Genomic DNA, 15,995 nt, shown 5'->3' with positions numbered 1-15,995 from the left:
GGTTGTTCATCTCAACGTTCCCTCAGCTTCGGATCGAGCGCATCGTTGAGCCCGTCGCCGATCAGGCTGACCGCGAGCACGGTGACGAAGATCGCGGCGCCCGGAAAGGCCACGGCCCACCAGCACGACAGCACGTACTGGCGGCTCGAGCCGATCATCAGGCCCCAGCTCATCTGGTTCGGATCGCCCAGCCCGAGGAAGGACAGGCCGGCCTCGAACAGGATCGCCGCGCCGATCGCCAGCGTGGCCGACACCACCAGCGGCGGCAGCGCATTGGGCAGGATCACCTTCCAGATGATGCGGGCGTCGCGCGCGCCGATGGCACGCTCGGCGCGCACGAACTCCAGTCCGCGGTACTTGAGGAACTCCGCGCGCGTGAGCCGCGCGGTGCCGGTCCAGCTCACGACGCCGATGGCCAGCGTGACCGTGACCAGCGTGGGCGAGAACAGCGTCACCACCACCATCGCGAAAAGCAGCGCGGGCAGCACCTGGAAGAACTCGGTGATCTTCATCAGCACCGCGTCGACCTTGCCGCCGTAGTAGCCGGCGAAGGCGCCGAGCGTGATGCCGATCAGCACCGACAGCAGCGCCGCCACCGCGCCCACCAGCAAGGTGGCGCGGCCGCCGTAGATCAGCGCGGTGAGCACGTCGCGCCCGAGGTAGTCGCTGCCGAGCCAGGCCTCCTCGCTGAACGGCGGCGTGAGCGGCGCGGCCTTGATCTCGAAGGGATCGGCCGGATAGAGCCAGGGCCCGGCGATCGCGACCGCGAGCACGATCAAGAGCAGCACCATGCCGGCGATGGCCGCGGGGTTGCGCAGGAACATGCGCGCGGCCTCGATGCCGGGGTGTTCGGCGCGCGGGCCGGCGGTGGCGCTCGCGCGCGCGGGCGCCGCCGGCTTCGCGGTCGGCGCCGGGTCTGGGTCGAGGGTCATCGTGGAGGTCGCATTCATCGGGGGAGGCGTCACGCGGTCTTGATGCGCGGATCGATCAGTCGGTAGCAGAGGTCGGTGAGCTGGTTCATCACCACCACCACGATGGAGGAGAACAGCAGCACGCCGAGGATGGTCGGGTAGTCGCGCCGCAGCACCGAGTCGAAAGCCAGGCGGCCGAGCCCCGGCCAGTTGAAGACGGTCTCGACCAGGATCGCGCCCGCGAGCACGTTGCCGAACTGCAGCCCGAGCACCGTCACCACCGGCAGCAGCGCGTTGCGCAGCGCATGCTTGTAGAGCACCACGCGCTCGGCCAGGCCCTTGGCGCGCGCGGTGCGGATGAAGTCGGAGCCGAGCACGTCGAGCATCGACGAACGCGCGAGCCGGCTGTACTGCGCGAGGTAGACCAGGCTCAGCGTGATCGTGGGCAGCACCAGGTGGTGCGCGACGTCGAGCACGTCGGCCAGGCCGCCGCCGGTGGCGTCGATGGAGCGCATGCCGGCCACCGGCAGGATCGGGAACACCGAGGCCAGCAGGATCACCAGCATGATGCCGATCCAGAACACCGGCGCCGCGAAGCCCACCAGCGACAGCACCGTGATGAACTGCGACAGCAGCCCGTTGGGCCGGCGCGAGGACAGCACGCCGAGCGCCGTGCCGACCACGAAGGCCAGCAGCACCGAACTCAGCACCAGCAGCAAGGTCGCGGGCACGCGCTCGGCGATCATCTGCGTGACCGGCAGGTTGAAGAAGTACGAATAGCCGAGGTCGCCGCGCAGCACCTTGCCGAGGTAGACGCCGAGCTGCACCGGCAGCGGCCGATCGAGGCCGTACTGCGTGCGCAGCTCGGCCATGAGCTCGGGTGACATGCCGCCGCTGGCGCCCGCGATGGTCTCGACCGGATCGCCGGGTGCCGCGTGCACCAGCACGAAGTTCAGCACCACCACCGCGAGCACCAGGGCGAGACCCTGCAGCAGGCGCGAGGCGGCGTAGCGAAGCATGCCCATGTGCGCCCCGCCTTACTTGATGTAGACCTCGTCGAGCGGCGACAGCGGTCCCCAGATGGTGGTCGGCACGTTGCCGACCTTCTTGCTGGTGATCGTGTGGTAGGGCACCTGGTTGATGAACTCGATCGGCAGCTCGTCGGTCACGATCTTCTGGAAGGTGGCGTAGTAGGCCTTGCGCTGCGTCGGGTCGGTCAGGCCGCCGGCGGTGTTGAGCAGTTCGTCGACCTTCGGATTGGCATAGGACTGGGTGTTGGTCCAGACGATGGGCTTGATGTTGGTCGACAGGTAGGTGCGGTGCACGCCGATGATCGGGTCGCCCCAATTGAAGACCGCGTCCATCGACATGTCGAAGTCGTGCGTGGCCAGGCGCTTGGCCCAGGCCGGGAAGTCGGCCGAGGCGCGCACCTCCACCGTGATGCCCACCTTCTTGAGCTGGCCGCGCACGTACTCGGCCACGTTCTTCTGCTGGTCGTCGCCGCCGGGCAGGTAGTCGATGGTGAGCTTGAAGCGCTCGCCGTTGGCGCCGGCCTTGTAGCCCGCGGCATCGAGCATCTCGCCGGCCTTCTTGAGGTCGAGCGGATAGCGCACCAGGTCGTTGACCGCGAACGGGCTGCTGGCCACCAGCGGGCCGTCGGACACGGTGGCGAAGCCGCCCATCAGCGCCTTGGTGATGAAGTTCTTGTCGATCGAGTGCGCGATGGCCTTGCGCACCTGCAGGTCGGACAGCGGCTTCTTCGCGGTGTTGAAGGCCAGCCAGTTGAGCGGGCCGATGCCGTCGTAGCCCTTGGGCGTGAGCGACACGCGCGGGTCGTTGGCGAAGCGCTTGAGGTCGGTGGGCAGGGTCGCGAAGGGCAGCATCTGGATGTCGCCGCGCTCCACGCCGAGCACCAGGCTCGCCATGTCGGGCGTGATGCTCACGATGACCTTGTCGAGGTAGGGCTTGTTGGGCAGGAAGAACTTGTCGAAGCGCTCCATCACGATGCGCTGCGAGGGCTTGAACTCGGTGACGCGGAACGGGCCCGAGCCGACCACGTCGGTGCTGTTGCGCGGATGGTTCTTGAGGTCGGTGCCGCCGCCGTAGATGTGCTTGGGCAGGATCGGGCACAGCGCGGGCGACATCGCGAGCACGATCGCCGGGTGCGGCGCGCTCATGCGGATGATGGCGGTGTAGGGATCGGGCGTGTCGACCTTCTCGACCGGCCCCAGCATGGTGGTGAAGGGATGGTTGGCCTTGATGGCCATGATCGAGAACGCGACGTCGGCCGAGGTGATGGGCTTGCCGTCGTGGAACACCGCGTTCTTGCGCAGGTTGAGCGTGAGCGACTTCGCGTCGTCGGCGAGCTTCCACGATTCGGCCAGGTAGGGCTGCGGGTTCCACTTGTCGTCGAAGCGCAGCGGGCTCGCGAAGATCTGCGCCGAGGGCAATGCGGTGGCGATGCCCGACTGCACGGCGCCGTTGAGGTGGCGCGGCGTCTGTGTGCTGCCGATCACCAGCGTGCCGCCACGCTTGGGTTCTTGCGCCGCGGCGGGCAGGGAGCACAGCGCGAGCGCGGCCAGCGAGGCCGCCGACAACAGGGTGACACGGCGCGTGAAGCGGGAGAGCGGAAACGGCATGCGGGACCTCTGGATGGCTACTCGAAGAAGAAGCGGCGCGCGGTGCGGCGCCGACGAGATCGACGATAGGCCCCCGAGCAGGTGCCACGAAGAGCCACGTGGCACCGATCCGCAGGGCCAGACGCTGCGGGTTTGCCCCGTTGTGCGGCGTGCGATGCGCCGTTTGCGGGAAGGCGCACCGGATGCGGGAGCGCGCTGGCGCTCGCGCGCTACTTCTCGTCCTTGAGCCAGTACCACTTGTAGAGCATGCGCTGGCCCATGCGGCGGAACGGCGCGAAGGCCTGCGACTCGACCAGGCCCATCACGTTGGGGAAGGGCAGCGGCGAGTCGTAGATCGGCAGCTCGAACACCTCGCGGCCCGCGTCGCGGCCCGCGATGCGCTCGGCCAGGCGCTTGCCGGCCCAGGTCGAGAACGAGACGCCGTTGCCGCCATAGCCCACCGCGTACCAGATCTTCTTCGACGCATCGGGCTGCGTGATGCGCGGCATCATGTCGTGGCTCATGTCGACCCAGCCCCACCACGAGTGGTCGATGCGGATGTTGGCGAGCGGCGGGAACTTGCGCGCGATCGCATCGGTGAGCAGCTTCAGGTGCACCGGTGCCTCGGCATCGGCGCCGCTGACCGAGCTGCGGCTGCCGATCTGCAGCCGGTTGCCCTCGAGCAGCCGGTAGTAGAAGCGCAGCGTGCGCGTGTCGGTGAGGAAGGTCTTCGAGCGGAAATTGGTGGCCTTGAGTTCGGCCTCGGTGAGCTCGCGTGTGACCACCGAGTTCGAGAGGATCGGCATCACGCGGTTCTTCAGCAGCGGGCTCAGCGCCTGGCCCGTGTAGCCGCCGGTGCACACCGCCACGCGGCGCGCGCGCACCGTGCCGCCGGGCGTGCGCAGGTGGTGCACGCCGTCGATGGTCTGCCAGCCCTGCACCGGGCTCGAGGTGTGGACCTTCACGCCGAGCGCGCGTGCGCGCCGCAGCAGCCCGAAGGTGAACTTCAGCGGATGGATGCCCACGCCCTCGGCCTCGAACATCGCGCCCACAGTCTCGCGCTCGTCGCAGTAGTCGCTGCGCACCTCCTCGGCGCTCATCATGCGCGTGGCATAGCCGAAGGTGTCGCGCATCAGCGCGGCCTCGGCGGCGAGCACCGGCAGCTTCTCGCGGCGGTGCGCGAGGTAGAGGTGGCCGCCGTCGAAGGCATCGCAGTCGATCTGCTTCGTGAGCGCCTTGAAGTTCTCGAAGCCCGCGCGGATCTCGGCGTCGAGCTTCTTCGCGGTATCGAGGCCCCAGCGCGCGATCCACTGCGAGCGCTTGAGGCGGCCGCTGGCGTTCTGGCCCTGGCCGCCGCTGCGGCTCGAGCAGCCCCAGGCGGCCTGGTTGGCCTCGAGAACGGTGGCGCGGATGCCGTGCTCCTGCGCGAGATAGAGCGCGGTCGACATGCCGGTGGCGCCCGAGCCCACGATCGCCACGTCGACGTCGATGTCCTGCACCAGCGGGCCGTCGTCCTCGGGCGGCGTGCCCGCGCTCGCGACCCACCAGGTGGGCGCGTAGGCGCGGCCGGCGCCGGGGTCGGGCGCGAGCAGCGGGTCGTAGCGCGGGTCGTAGGGCCGCGAGGGCGTGGCGGGCACGGGCTCGGCGGACGCGAAGTGCGTGGCGGTACCGGTCGTCATGGCCTTGTCTACTTGGCCGCGGGCAGGTTCGGGCGTGCCTTGCGGAACACGTTCTTGAGCTGGATCTTCCCGTCCTTGAAGGTGAAGACGTCGATGCCGTCGGTCTCGATGCGGCTGCCGTCGGCGGCGGTGCCGGTGAAGGTCCACTGCGAGGTGCCGAAGTCGCCGTGCACGAAATGCACGCCGTCGATCCACTGCGCGTCGGGCACGGCCTGCCAGGCGGCTGCGAAGGCCTTGCGCACGGCCTCGATGCCCGTGTGGCGGGTGCCGCAGGCATCGGGGCCGGCGGCGGTCTGGAACACGCAGTCGTCGCTCATGAAGCTCATCAGCGCATCGATGTCGTGGCGGTTCCAGGCCGCGCTGAAGGCGGCGAGGGTGTCGGTGGTGACGGGCGGGTGGGAAGAGGACATGGCGCTCGGATGAAGTCTTTGGGGAATGGATGGAGCCGAGGGTAGGCAGCGCGCCAGGCGCGCGATAGGGCCAGATGCCGGGTTTCGACCGAGCCAGAGCGCACCGGCATGCGCGCTCGCGAGAGGCCTGCCCTAAACTGCGGCGACCATGGCAAGCCATCCCCGAGCCACCCAGTGGGCGCAGCTCTTCGCGCTGCCCGACCAGCCCGCGCTGCCGCTGCAGGCGCGGCTGCGCGCCGCGGTGGTGCAGGCCATCCTCGAGGACCACCTGAGCGCGGGCGCGTCGCTGCCCTCCTCGCGCGAGCTCGCGGTGCTGCTGGGCCTGAGTCGCAACACCGTGACCTCGGCCTACCTGCAACTGATCGACGAAGGCTTTCTCGAGGCGCGTCCGCGCAGCGGCGTGTTCGTGGCGCGCAATGCGCGCCCGCCCGCGGCGGCACCGGCCGAACCGCTGGTGGGACGCAGCGGGCAGTCGGGCCAGCCGCCCGACTGGTCGCAGCGCGTGCTGCGCTCGCTGGTGGACCAGCCCACGCTGTCCAAGCCCGAACGCTGGCGCGACTATCCCTATCCCTTCGTCTACGGCCAGCACGACCCGCTGCTGTTTCCGACCGAGGACTTCCGCGAGTGCTGCGCGCGCAGCCTGGCGCGCTCGCAGCTGCAGCACTGGACGCCCGATTTCGAGACCGACGACGTGCCCGACCTGATCGAGCAGATCCGCACGCGCCTGCTGCCCAAGCGCGGCGTGTTCGCGCTCAAGGAGGAGATCATCGTCACGCTCGGCGCGCAGCATGCCTACTACCTGCTGGCCGACACGCTGTTCGACACCCACACGCGCGTGGGCCTCGAGGAGCCCGGCCATCCGCATGCGCGCAACAGCTTCTCGCTGCGCCAGCCCAAGTGGGTGGAGGTGGCGGTCGATGAAGACGGCCTGGTGGTCGATGCGCTGCCCGCGGCCGACTACCTGTTCGTCACGCCCTCGCACCAGAGCCCGACCACCGCCACCCTGAGCCTGGAGCGCCGCCAGTGGCTGCTGCGCAAGGCCGAGCTGCAGGACTTCGTGATCATCGAGGACGACTACGAGGCCGAGAACCTCTACGAGGGCACGCCGATGCCGGCGCTCAAGAGCCTGGACAAGACCGGGCGCGTGATCTACGTGGGCTCGGTGTCGAAGAGCCTGTCGCCCGCGCTGCGGCTGGGCTTCATCGTGGCGCCGCGCGCGCTGATCAAGGAGCTGCGCGCCATCCGCCATGCGATGGTGCGGCATCCGAGCGCCTTCCTGCAGCATGCCTATGCGCTGTTCCTCTCGCTGGGCCATCACGAGTCGCATGCGCGGCGCGTGAACCACGCGATGCAGGAGCGGCTCGCGCTCGCGGCGCAGGCACTGCGCGACCACTTGCCCGATTTCGAGTTCAGGCTGCCGCAGGGCGGCGCGTCGCTGTGGGTGCGCGCGCCGGCCTGGGTCGACGCGGGCGAGCTGTCGCTGATGGCGCGCAGCCACGGCGTGCTGATCGAGGCCGGCGACGTGTTCTTCGCGAAGCCGCCCTATCCATGTCCGTTCTTCCGGCTGCGGCTGTCGTCGATCCCTGCGGCGCAGATCTCGGCCGGCATCCGCGCGCTGGGGCTGGCGGTGGAAGAGCTCGCGGCCGCGCGCGGCGAGCGGCGCCCCGGCGGGCGGGCGCACGCACTGAACGGGCGCCCATGAAAAAGGCCGCGACATGCGCGGCCTCGTTGCTGGGCGATCGGCGAACCGATCAGCTCGGCTCGGGCGTCTTGAACAGCGCCGCGATCTTGCGCTTGCTCTTGATGTTGCTCGACACGCCGGTGCGCGCGGGCGCCTTGGCCGCGGCTTCCCAGGCCGGTGCGGCCTCGGTGTTGCTGTTGCCGGGCTCGTAGGGCTTGTCGAAAAAGGGATCGCGCGGCGCCGAGGGCGCGCGGTGCGGGCGTCCACCGCCGCGCCGTGCATCGCTGCCGTAGCCGCGTTCGCGCGGCTGGTCGAGCACGTCGCGCGCGTCGCCGGCCTCGCCCTCTTCGCGCCAGTGGCGGCGGCCGTCGTTGATGCGGCCGCGCGGGCGGTCTTCCTCGAACTCGACCGGCTCGAGCTCGATCTTCTTCTTGATCAGCTTCTCGATGTCGGCCACCAGGCGCGCGTCGTTGCCGCCGCTCGCGAAGCTCACGGCCAGGCCCGAGGCGCCGGCACGGCCGGTGCGGCCGATGCGGTGCACGTAGTCCTCGGCATTGAACGGGATGTCGAAGTTGAAGACCGCGGGCACGTCCTTGATGTCGAGGCCGCGGGCCGCGACGTCGGTGCACACCAGCAGGTCGACCTCGCCGGCCTTGAAGGCGGCGAGCGCCTTCAGGCGTTCGTCCTGGCTCTTGTCGCCATGCAGCGCCGAGGTGCGCAGGCCGTCGCGCTCGAGCGTGCGCGCGAGCCGCGCGCAGCCCAGCTTGCTGTTGACGAACACGAAGGCCTGGGTGATGCCGCGCTGGCGCACGATCTGCTTGAGCGCGCGGCGCTTGTCGTCGTCGGACACGCTGTAGAAGTGCTGCTCGACGGTGGAGGCGGTCTCGTTGGGACGCGCCACCTCGATGGTCACCGGGTTCTGCAGGTAGCTGCCGGCCAGGCGCTTGATCTCGGGCGAGAAGGTGGCCGAGAACAGCAGCGTGGTGCGCTGCTTGGGCAGGTAGCTGAGGATGCGCTGCAGGTCGGGCAGGAAGCCGATGTCGAGCATGCGGTCGGCCTCGTCGAGCACCACGTACTCGACCTGGTTGAGCACCGCGTTCTTGGCCTCGATGTGATCGAGCAGCCGGCCCGGCGTGGCCACCAGCACCTCGACGCCCTTCTTCAACTCCAGCGTCTGAGGCTTCATGTCGATGCCGCCGAACACCACCGTGCTGCGCAGGTTGGTGTACTTGGCATAGAGCTTGATCTGCTGCGCCACCTGGTCGGCGAGTTCGCGCGTTGGCAGCAGCACGAGGGCCCGCACCGGATGCCGCGCGGGCGAGGTGGAGGCGTTCTCGTGCTTGAGCATGCGCTGCAGCAGGGGCAGCGAGAACGCCGCGGTCTTGCCGGTGCCGGTCTGCGCTGCGCCCATCACGTCCTGGCCCGAAAGCACGACCGGAATGGCCTGCTCCTGGATCGGCGTCATGGTCTCGTAGCCCATTTCGGCCACGGCACGCGCCAGCGGAGCCGCCAGCGATAAGTTGGAGAAGGAACTTGTCATTGAGCCCGCTATTGTCGCACTGCCGCAAAAAACGGCAGTGACCGCGCGATGACAACGCCCGCTTTCACGGCATTGCTATTTATTCAATAGCAAACAATGGAGCACTGGCGCGCGGTCCAAGACCTCGCGCCGTCAGGCAATCGTGTGCAACGCTTAGAGGTTGCGCGCGTTGAAGGTGTCGCAGGCCTGCACGCTGCCCGTTTGGTAGCCGGTTCCGAACCAGCGCTGGCGCTGCGCGCTGGTGCCGTGGGTGAAGCTGTCGGGCACCACCGCGCGCCCCGCGGAGCGCTGCAAGGCGTCGTCGCCGATCTTCTGCGCGGCATTCATCGCGGCCTCGATGTCGCCCGGGTCGAGCCACTTCTTCGACTCCTGCGAGTGGTGCGCCCAGATGCCCGCGAAGCAGTCGGCCTGCAGCTCGACGCGCACGCTCATCGCGTTGTTCTGGCTCTGGCTCAGGCGGCGGCGCATGCCGTCGACCTTGGCCGTGATGCCGAGCTCGTCCTGCACGTGGTGGCCGACCTCGTGCGCGATCACGTAGGCCTGCGCGAACTCGCCCGGCGCGCCGAGCTGGTTCTTGAGCGTGTCGTAGAAGCCGAGGTCGATGTAGACCTTCTTGTCGCCCGGGCAGTAGAACGGCCCCATGGCCGATTCGCCGGTGCCGCAGGCCGTGGGCGTGGCGCCGCGGAACAGCACGAGGCGCGGCGCATGGTAGGTGCCGCCGTTCTTCTGGAAGATGTCGCTCCAGACCACCTCGGTGTTGCGCAGCACGGTGCTGACGAAGGCGGCCTCGCGGTCGTTGGCCGGCGGCTTGGGCGCCGGGCCCTGTTGCTGCTGCTGCACCGGTGCCGGGCCGCCGCCACCGCTGAGCAGGCTCAACACGGTGAGCGGATTGATGCCGAAGACCCAGCCCGCGATCAGCGCGACGGCGATGGTGCCGATGCCGATGCCGCGGCCGCCGATGAAGCCGCCGCCACCACCGCCACCGCCCTCGCCGCGGCGGTCTTCCACGTTGTCGGATTGCTCGTTGCCTTCCCATCTCATCGCATGCTCCTTGCCGGCCTCTTGCTGGGGTTTTGGCCGGTGATCGCCGGATGGTAGCGGCCCCGAAGCGCGCCGGGGTAACCGGGCGTCAGCGCAGGCCGCGCGCGTTCGAGGGAGACGCGCTCGACAACGCGATCAGGTCTTGGGCAGCGTCACGCCGCGTTGGCCCTGGTACTTGCCGCCGCGGTCCTTGTAGCTGGTCTCGCAGACCTCGTCGCTCTCGAAGAACAGCACCTGGGCGCAGCCCTCGCCCGCGTAGATCTTGGCCGGCAGCGGCGTGGTGTTGCTGAACTCCAGCGTCACGTAGCCTTCCCATTCGGGCTCGAAGGGCGTGACGTTGACGATGATGCCGCAGCGCGCATAGGTGCTCTTGCCCAGGCAGATGGTCAGCACGTTGCGCGGGATGCGGAAGTACTCGACGGTGCGCGCCAGCGCGAAGCTGTTGGGCGGGGATGATGCAGTAGTCGCCGTGCATGTCGACGAAGCTCTTCTCGTCGAAGTTCTTCGGGTCGACCACCGTGCTGTGGATGTTGGTGAAGACCTTGAATTCGGGCGCGCAGCGGATGTCGTAGCCGTAGCTCGAGGTGCCGTAGCTGATGATCTTGTGGCCGTCGGACTCGCGCACCTGGCCGGGCTCGAAGGGCTCGATCATGCCGTGCTGCTCGGCCATGCGCCGGATCCATTTGTCGCTCTTGATGCTCATATGCGGTCGCTGCTGCGGGGGAACGGGCGCGAATTGTGGCACGGCGGCAGCGCCGCCCTGCCCCGCACCCTGCCCCGCCTAACCGGCCTGCGAGATCACCGTGCGCTCGACCAGCCGGTCGTCGCCCAGCACGATCAGCGCGAACAGCAGCTCCTCGAGGCCGTTCGCGCGCGCGCGTCTTGCGCTCCAGCAACGGCGTGGCCTTGGGGTTCAGCACCAGGAAGTCGGCCTCGCAGCCCGGCTGCAGGTTGCCGACCACGCCGTCGAGTCCCAGCGCGCGCGCCGCGCCGCCGGTGTGGCGCCACCAGAGCTCCGAAGGCGCGATGCTCAATCCGGCCTTGGTCTGGCCCTCGCGGCCCACGTAGTAGGCGGCCATCATGGTGTGGAAGGGGCTGAAGCTGGTGCCGCCGCCGACGTCGCTGGCCAGGCCGTAGGGATGGCCGACCTGGTCGGCCTTGCCGAAGTCGAAGAAGCCGCTGCCCAGGAACAGGTTGCTGGTCGGGCTCACGGCCGCGGCGGTCTTCGTCTCGCGCAGCAGCGCGCGGTCGGTGTCGTCGAGGTAGATGCAGTGCGCGTAGACGGCGCGCTCGCGCATCAGGCCGAAGCCGGCGTAGACGTCGAGGTAGGAACGCGCCCGCGGGTACAGCTCGCGCACCCAGGCCACCTCGTCGCGGTTCTCGGCCACGTGCGACTGGATCCAGGTGTCGGCGTACTTCGCGGCCAGTTCGCCGGCGCCGCGCATCTGCGCGTCGGTGCTCGCGGGCGCGAAGCGCGGCGTGATGGCGTAGCCGAGCCGGTCGACGCCGTGCCACTTTCGGATCAGCGCCTCGGAATCGATCAGGCTCTGCTCGGTCTGGTCGCGCACGCCGTCGGGCGAGTTGCGGTCCTGCAGCACCTTGCCGGTGATCATGCGCAGGCCGCGACGTTGGGCGTCCTCGAAGAAGGCATCGACCGAGGCCACGTGCGAGGTCGCGAAGGTCAGCGAGGTGGTGACGCCGTTGCGCAGCAGCTCGTCGAGGAAGAAGCCGGCCACTTCCTTCGAATGGGCCGGGTCCGCGAAGCGGCTCTCGGCCGGGAAGGTGTAGTTCTCGAGCCAGGGCAGCAGGCCCGGCGAGGGCGAACCGATGATGTCGGTCTGCGGGAAATGGATGTGCATGTCCACGAAGCCCGGCGCGAGGATGCGCCCCGGCAGGTGCGTGGTGTGGACCTCGGGATGGCGCGGCGCCACGGCGGCGTGGCTGCCCGCATCGAGCACGCGCTGGCGGCCGGCGGCATCGGGGCCGACGACCAGCAGGCCGTCTTCGTCGAACTGGGGGAGACCGGCGGCGTCGAAGCGCAGCAGGGAGGCGCGGTAGGCTTTTTTCATCGTGGAGGCCGAGCGTAATGCAGCCTCGCGCCGCCGCAATTTCCATGCGCGTATGAGCGCTATATGGCGCGCCGCCTGCGGGTTATCCCGGAGACGGGGCCGGAAACGGCAACGCCGGACCGTCGCGGCCCGGCGGGAAATTCAGACGCTCCAGACCTCGGAAGCTCAGGGCTTCGCGAGCATCTTGCCCAGCGCGAACACCGAGTTCGGCACGTTCGTCGGGCGGGCCACGCTGGGCGCGGCCTGGCGCGAAGTGGCGTGGCGGACCACCGCCGGCGCCTTGGCCTGGGTCGCGTTGCGCGCGATCTGCTCGTCCATCAGGTGCTGCAGCGTGACCGAGTCGAGGAACTCCACCATGCGGCTGTTGAGCGATGCCCAGAGTTCGTGCGCGGTGCAGCGCACGCCTTCTTCCTCGCTCGCGGAGGCCGAGGACGGCGCCGCTTCGGCGGCGTCGACCGCGAACACGATGTCGGCCACCGTGATGCGCGCGGCCTTGCGGCCCAGCGAGTAGCCGCCGCCCGGGCCGCGCGTGGAGGCGACCAGTTCGTGCCGGCGCAGCTTGCTGAACATCTGCTCCAGATAGGACATCGAAATCTTCTGCCGCAGGCTGATGGCAGCCAGCGTGACCGGACCGGTGGTCTGGTGCAGGGCCAGATCGATCATGGCGGTGACCGCAAAGCGGCCCTTGGTGGTGAGACGCATCTCATCTCTCCTTCGTGCTTCTTGTAGACGTGAGGCCATTGCGACCCCGTGGCGAAGCTTCCTTTGTTGTTATACGTTCTTCCAGAAACTCGACGCCGGAGTATCGGACCTCGCGGACCGACTGCCGGCAGATCCCGCCATTGTCGGCGAAAGATCTGCCTTTTGGCACCGGAAAAGCACTGAAGCCTTCCCGAAAACCGGCATAGACCTATCCGACACGAAAAACCGCATTCGGTTCCCGAACCGTCGTCGGGCGTCCCGCTCAGCGCGCGATCCGCCCCTGCACGCCCTCGGCCAGCCAGTTCATCCGCAGGATCTGCTCGTCGGACAGCTGGCTGCCCTTGGCGATCGCGACATGGCCCTCGTTGTCGCGCACCTCGGCCGCCACGGCGCGGAACGGCTGCAGCCGGCCGGCCGCGATGTCCTGCTGGCGCGCCAGCACCTCCTGCTGCACGGCCTGCGGCACCCTGGTGCCGAAATCGCCGACCCGGATCATTCCTTCCTTCACGCCGCCCCAGAGGTTGGCGCTCTTCCAGCTGCCGTCGAGCACCGCGCGGGCGCGCTGCGTGTAGTAGCCGCCCCACTGGTGCGTGACCGCGACCACCTGGGCGTCGGGCGCGATCCTGCGCATGTCCGAGTGGTAGGCGATCGCCAGCTTGCCGCGCTCCTGCGCCGCCGCCATCACCGCGGTCGAGCCGGTGTGGAAGGCGATCACGTCCACCGACTGGTTGAACAGGGTCATGGCCGCGTCGCGCTCCTTCGGCGGATCGAACCACTCGTTGAGCCAGACCACGCGCACGGTCGCCTTCGGGTTCACCGAGCGCATGCCCAGCGTGAAGGCGTTGATGCCCTGCAGCACCTCGGGGATCGGGAAGCCCGCCACGTAGCCCGCGACGTTGCTCTTCGTCATGCGCCCGGCCGCCACGCCGGCCAGGTAGCGGCCCTCGTAGTAGCGCGCGTTGGCGGTCGCCACGTTGGGCGCGGTCTTGTAGCCGGTGATCGACTCGAACTTCACCTCGGGAAAGTCGCGCGCCACCTTGAGCGTGGGCTCCATGTAGCCGAAGCTCGGCGTGAAGATCAGCCGGTGGCCCTGCTGCGCGAGGTCGCGGATCACGCGTTCGGCATCCGCACCCTCGGCCACGTTCTCGACATAGGTGGTCTTGACCCGGGCGCCGAGGGCCGCTTCCACGGCCTTGCGGCCCTCGTCGTGCTGGCGCACCCAGCCGGCCTCGGTCAGCGGCGTGACGTAGACGAAGCCGATCTTCAGCGGCGGCGCGGGTTGGGGTTGGGCGTGGGCCCGGGAGTGGGCGGACAACAGAAAACAAGCGGTCAGCCACGCCACCAAGGCGCGGCCCGCGAGGTTTTTGTACATGGTGTTCCTCTACATGGCCCCGGTAAAAAGAAATCCCCGCACCGGCCGGGACGCCCGGTGCAGGGGCGGGCATTTTACTTGTCGAAGGCCGGGTCGACCGGCACCCGGTAGCCGTTGACCAGCCGGTTGGTCTCGTTGGCCATGCCGACCACGGCCATCAACTCGGCGAACATCGCCGGCGTCATCCCGGCCTTCTCGGCGCCCGCGTGGTGGCTCGCGATGCAGTAGTTGCAGCCGTTGCTGACGCTCACGGCCAGGTAGACCATCTCCTTGACCACCGGGTCGAGCGCGCCGGGCGCCATCACCTCCTTGAGGCTGGACCAGGTGCGCCGCAAGGTGGCGGGATCGTTCGCGAGGTACTTCCAGAAGTTGTTGACGTCGGGCACGTTGCGCGTGGCCTTGATGTCGTCGAACACGGCGCGGACCTCGTCCGTGGCGTTCGCGTACTCGATGGGCTGGGGTTTCATGCGGTGTTCTCCTGGGTGTCTATGGCCGGACGCCCATTAGAGCGAAAGCCGCGCGGCCGCGCTGCCACCCGTGCACAGCCGCGATGGCCGCCGCCGCCAATCGGCAGGCGCCGGCGCGCGCGGGCGGCGGGACAATCCCCGCACCCCATGACGACCGACGCCCAGCCCTCCTCCACCGCCGCGTTCACGCATTCCACCCACTGGCGACGCAACCTGGTCGTCTGCATGTTCGGCTCCTTCACCACCATCGTGGCGATGACGCTGCTGCTGCCCTTCCTGCCGCTGTACGTGGAGCAGCTCGGCGTGAAGGACCATGCGGCCATCGTGCAGTGGTCGGGCGCGGCCTATGGCGCGACCTTCCTGAGCGCGGCGCTGGTGGCGCCGCTGTGGGGCTGGCTGGCCGACCGCTACGGGCGCAAGCCGATGCTGATCCCGCGCCAGCCTCGGCATGGCGGTGGCGATGGCGCTGATCGGCGTGGCCGGCAACGTCTGGCAGCTGGTCGGGCTGCGGCTGCTCGCGGGCCTGCTCGGCGGCTATGCCTCGGGCTCGATGGTGCTGGTCGCCACGCAGACGCCCAAGGACCGCACCGGCTGGGCGTTGGGCACGATGTCCTCGGCGATCATGGCCGGCAACCTCGTGGGGCCGCTGGTCGGCGGCGCGCTGCCGCCGCTGATCGGCATCCGCGCCACCTTCTTCGCGGCCGGCGCGATCATCTTCGTGGCCTTCCTCGCCACGGCCTTCCTGATCCGCGAGGAGAAGAAGCCGCGCGCCGCCGCGGCCAGGGGCGGCGATGCCGGCGCCGGCTGGGCCGCCGTGCCCGACAAGGGACCGCTGGTCGCGATGCTGTTCACCGGCATGCTGCTGATGCTCGCCAACATGTCGATCGAGCCGATCATCACGGTCTACGTGGCGACGCTGGTCGAGGACCCGGCGCGCGTGACCATGATGGCCGGCTTCGTGATGTCGGCCGCCGCGCTCGGCAGCATCCTGTCGGCCTCGCGGCTGGGCAAGCTGGCCGACCGCGTGGGCCACTGGAACGTGATCGTGGGCTGCCTCGCGGTGTCGGCGCTGCTGCTGATCCCGCAGGCCTTCGTGACCTCGGGCTGGCAGCTCGTCGTGCTGCGCTTCCTGATGGGACTGTCGCTCGGCGGGCTCCTGCCATGCATCGCGAGCGTGATCCGCCACAACGTGCCCGAGCGCGTGGCCGGCAACATGCTCGGCTATTCGACCTCGGCCCAGTACACCGGCCAGGTCGCGGGGCCGCTGCTCGGCGGCTTCGTGGGCGGCCACATCGGCATGCGCGCCGTGTTCCTCGGCACCTGCGTGCTGATGGCGGCCGGCGCGGCGTGGAACTGGGCCGCCAAGCGGCGCTGAGCGGATACCGATCGCGCGCCCATAAAAAAACCGAGGCGGGGCTTTGGAGCCCGCACCTCGGCAACGCAGTGAACGATGGGAGCGCGCCCGTGCGACGAAGTTCAACCTTTCTTGGCTGTTCCGACGAACG

11 protein-coding genes and 3 pseudogenes are annotated in these 15,995 nt (G+C 69.1%); 2 read left to right on the top strand and 12 right to left on the bottom strand.

Going from position 1 to position 15,995, the window contains the following annotated elements; translation table 11 throughout:
* Positions 1-11 precede the first annotated feature (11 nt).
* The 5 genes from ACHMXE_RS19475 to ACHMXE_RS19455 form a co-directional block, all read right to left on the bottom strand.
* Positions 12-932 carry an ABC transporter permease gene (locus ACHMXE_RS19475; RefSeq protein WP_395350823.1) on the bottom strand — a complete coding sequence of 307 codons (921 nt, stop codon included), beginning with the start codon at positions 930-932 and terminating at the stop codon, positions 12-14.
* A 29-nt stretch (positions 933-961) separates the two neighbouring features.
* Positions 962-1,936, bottom strand: coding sequence for an ABC transporter permease (locus ACHMXE_RS19470; protein WP_395350822.1), 975 nt, complete (start codon positions 1,934-1,936; stop codon positions 962-964).
* 12 nt (positions 1,937-1,948) lie between these two features.
* Positions 1,949-3,550, bottom strand: coding sequence for an ABC transporter substrate-binding protein (locus ACHMXE_RS19465; protein WP_395350820.1), 1,602 nt, complete (start codon positions 3,548-3,550; stop codon positions 1,949-1,951).
* 209 nt (positions 3,551-3,759) lie between these two features.
* A complete protein-coding gene (locus tag ACHMXE_RS19460; protein ID WP_395350818.1) occupies positions 3,760-5,208 on the bottom strand; it encodes an NAD(P)/FAD-dependent oxidoreductase in 1,449 nt (482 codons plus the stop codon).
* An 8-nt stretch (positions 5,209-5,216) separates the two neighbouring features.
* The gene (locus ACHMXE_RS19455) at positions 5,217-5,618 is read right to left on the bottom strand and encodes a nuclear transport factor 2 family protein (protein ID WP_395350816.1); all 402 of its coding nucleotides are present in this window, start codon (positions 5,616-5,618) and stop codon (positions 5,217-5,219) included.
* 148 nt (positions 5,619-5,766) lie between these two features.
* Between ACHMXE_RS19455 and ACHMXE_RS19450 the strand changes: the two genes are divergently transcribed.
* Positions 5,767-7,320 (top strand): PLP-dependent aminotransferase family protein, encoded by a 1,554-nt coding sequence (locus tag ACHMXE_RS19450; protein WP_395350814.1) that lies wholly within the window; start codon positions 5,767-5,769, stop codon positions 7,318-7,320.
* 49 nt (positions 7,321-7,369) lie between these two features.
* Here the strand turns inward: ACHMXE_RS19450 and ACHMXE_RS19445 are convergent, their stop codons facing one another.
* The 7 genes and pseudogenes from ACHMXE_RS19445 to ACHMXE_RS19415 form a co-directional block, all read right to left on the bottom strand.
* Positions 7,370-8,839 (bottom strand): DEAD/DEAH box helicase, encoded by a 1,470-nt coding sequence (locus tag ACHMXE_RS19445; RefSeq protein WP_203202294.1) that lies wholly within the window; start codon positions 8,837-8,839, stop codon positions 7,370-7,372.
* A 153-nt stretch (positions 8,840-8,992) separates the two neighbouring features.
* Entirely contained in the window at positions 8,993-9,880 is an 888-nt protein-coding gene (locus ACHMXE_RS19440; protein WP_093340404.1) for a neutral zinc metallopeptidase, read from the bottom strand.
* Between the two features lie 135 nt (positions 9,881-10,015).
* Positions 10,016-10,583, bottom strand: a pseudogene (gene dcd / locus ACHMXE_RS19435) (dCTP deaminase).
* Positions 10,584-10,661: 78 nt separating this feature from the next.
* Positions 10,662-11,949 (bottom strand): annotated as a pseudogene (guaD, locus tag ACHMXE_RS19430) (guanine deaminase).
* Positions 11,950-12,114: 165 nt separating this feature from the next.
* Complete coding sequence (locus ACHMXE_RS19425; protein ID WP_203202296.1) at positions 12,115-12,651, bottom strand: Rrf2 family transcriptional regulator; 537 nt, start codon at positions 12,649-12,651, stop codon at positions 12,115-12,117.
* 262 nt (positions 12,652-12,913) lie between these two features.
* Positions 12,914-14,023, bottom strand: coding sequence for a BMP family ABC transporter substrate-binding protein (locus ACHMXE_RS19420; protein ID WP_203202297.1), 1,110 nt, complete (start codon positions 14,021-14,023; stop codon positions 12,914-12,916).
* Positions 14,024-14,097: 74 nt separating this feature from the next.
* Entirely contained in the window at positions 14,098-14,490 is a 393-nt protein-coding gene (locus ACHMXE_RS19415) for a carboxymuconolactone decarboxylase family protein (protein WP_209544163.1), read from the bottom strand.
* Positions 14,491-14,637: 147 nt separating this feature from the next.
* Here ACHMXE_RS19415 and ACHMXE_RS19410 point away from each other — a divergent pair.
* A pseudogene (locus ACHMXE_RS19410) lies at positions 14,638-15,865 on the top strand (MFS transporter).
* Positions 15,866-15,995 lie beyond the last annotated feature (130 nt).

It is taken from the genome of Variovorax sp. UC122_21, from assembly GCF_044056785.1.
Lineage (GTDB): Bacteria > Pseudomonadota > Gammaproteobacteria > Burkholderiales > Burkholderiaceae_C > Variovorax.
The sequence above is the reverse complement of the archived record's forward strand: the minus strand, read 5'-3'. Positions and strand labels throughout refer to the sequence as shown.

What these genes read in the sequence shown, in the direction of transcription:
- ACHMXE_RS19475 (WP_395350823.1), bottom strand. Translation starts at nt 932, where the DNA reads ATGACCCTCGACCCAGACCCGGCGCCGACCGCGAAGCCGGCGGCGCCC.
- ACHMXE_RS19470 (WP_395350822.1), bottom strand. Translation starts at nt 1,936, where the DNA reads ATGGGCATGCTTCGCTACGCCGCCTCGCGCCTGCTGCAGGGTCTCGCC.
- ACHMXE_RS19465 (WP_395350820.1), bottom strand. Translation starts at nt 3,550, where the DNA reads ATGCCGTTTCCGCTCTCCCGCTTCACGCGCCGTGTCACCCTGTTGTCG.
- ACHMXE_RS19460 (WP_395350818.1), bottom strand. Translation starts at nt 5,208, where the DNA reads ATGACGACCGGTACCGCCACGCACTTCGCGTCCGCCGAGCCCGTGCCC.
- ACHMXE_RS19455 (WP_395350816.1), bottom strand. Translation starts at nt 5,618, where the DNA reads ATGTCCTCTTCCCACCCGCCCGTCACCACCGACACCCTCGCCGCCTTC.
- ACHMXE_RS19450 (WP_395350814.1), top strand. Translation starts at nt 5,767, where the DNA reads ATGGCAAGCCATCCCCGAGCCACCCAGTGGGCGCAGCTCTTCGCGCTG.
- ACHMXE_RS19445 (WP_203202294.1), bottom strand. Translation starts at nt 8,839, where the DNA reads ATGACAAGTTCCTTCTCCAACTTATCGCTGGCGGCTCCGCTGGCGCGT.
- ACHMXE_RS19440 (WP_093340404.1), bottom strand. Translation starts at nt 9,880, where the DNA reads ATGAGATGGGAAGGCAACGAGCAATCCGACAACGTGGAAGACCGCCGC.
- ACHMXE_RS19425 (WP_203202296.1), bottom strand. Translation starts at nt 12,651, where the DNA reads ATGCGTCTCACCACCAAGGGCCGCTTTGCGGTCACCGCCATGATCGAT.
- ACHMXE_RS19420 (WP_203202297.1), bottom strand. Translation starts at nt 14,023, where the DNA reads ATGTACAAAAACCTCGCGGGCCGCGCCTTGGTGGCGTGGCTGACCGCT.
- ACHMXE_RS19415 (WP_209544163.1), bottom strand. Translation starts at nt 14,490, where the DNA reads ATGAAACCCCAGCCCATCGAGTACGCGAACGCCACGGACGAGGTCCGC.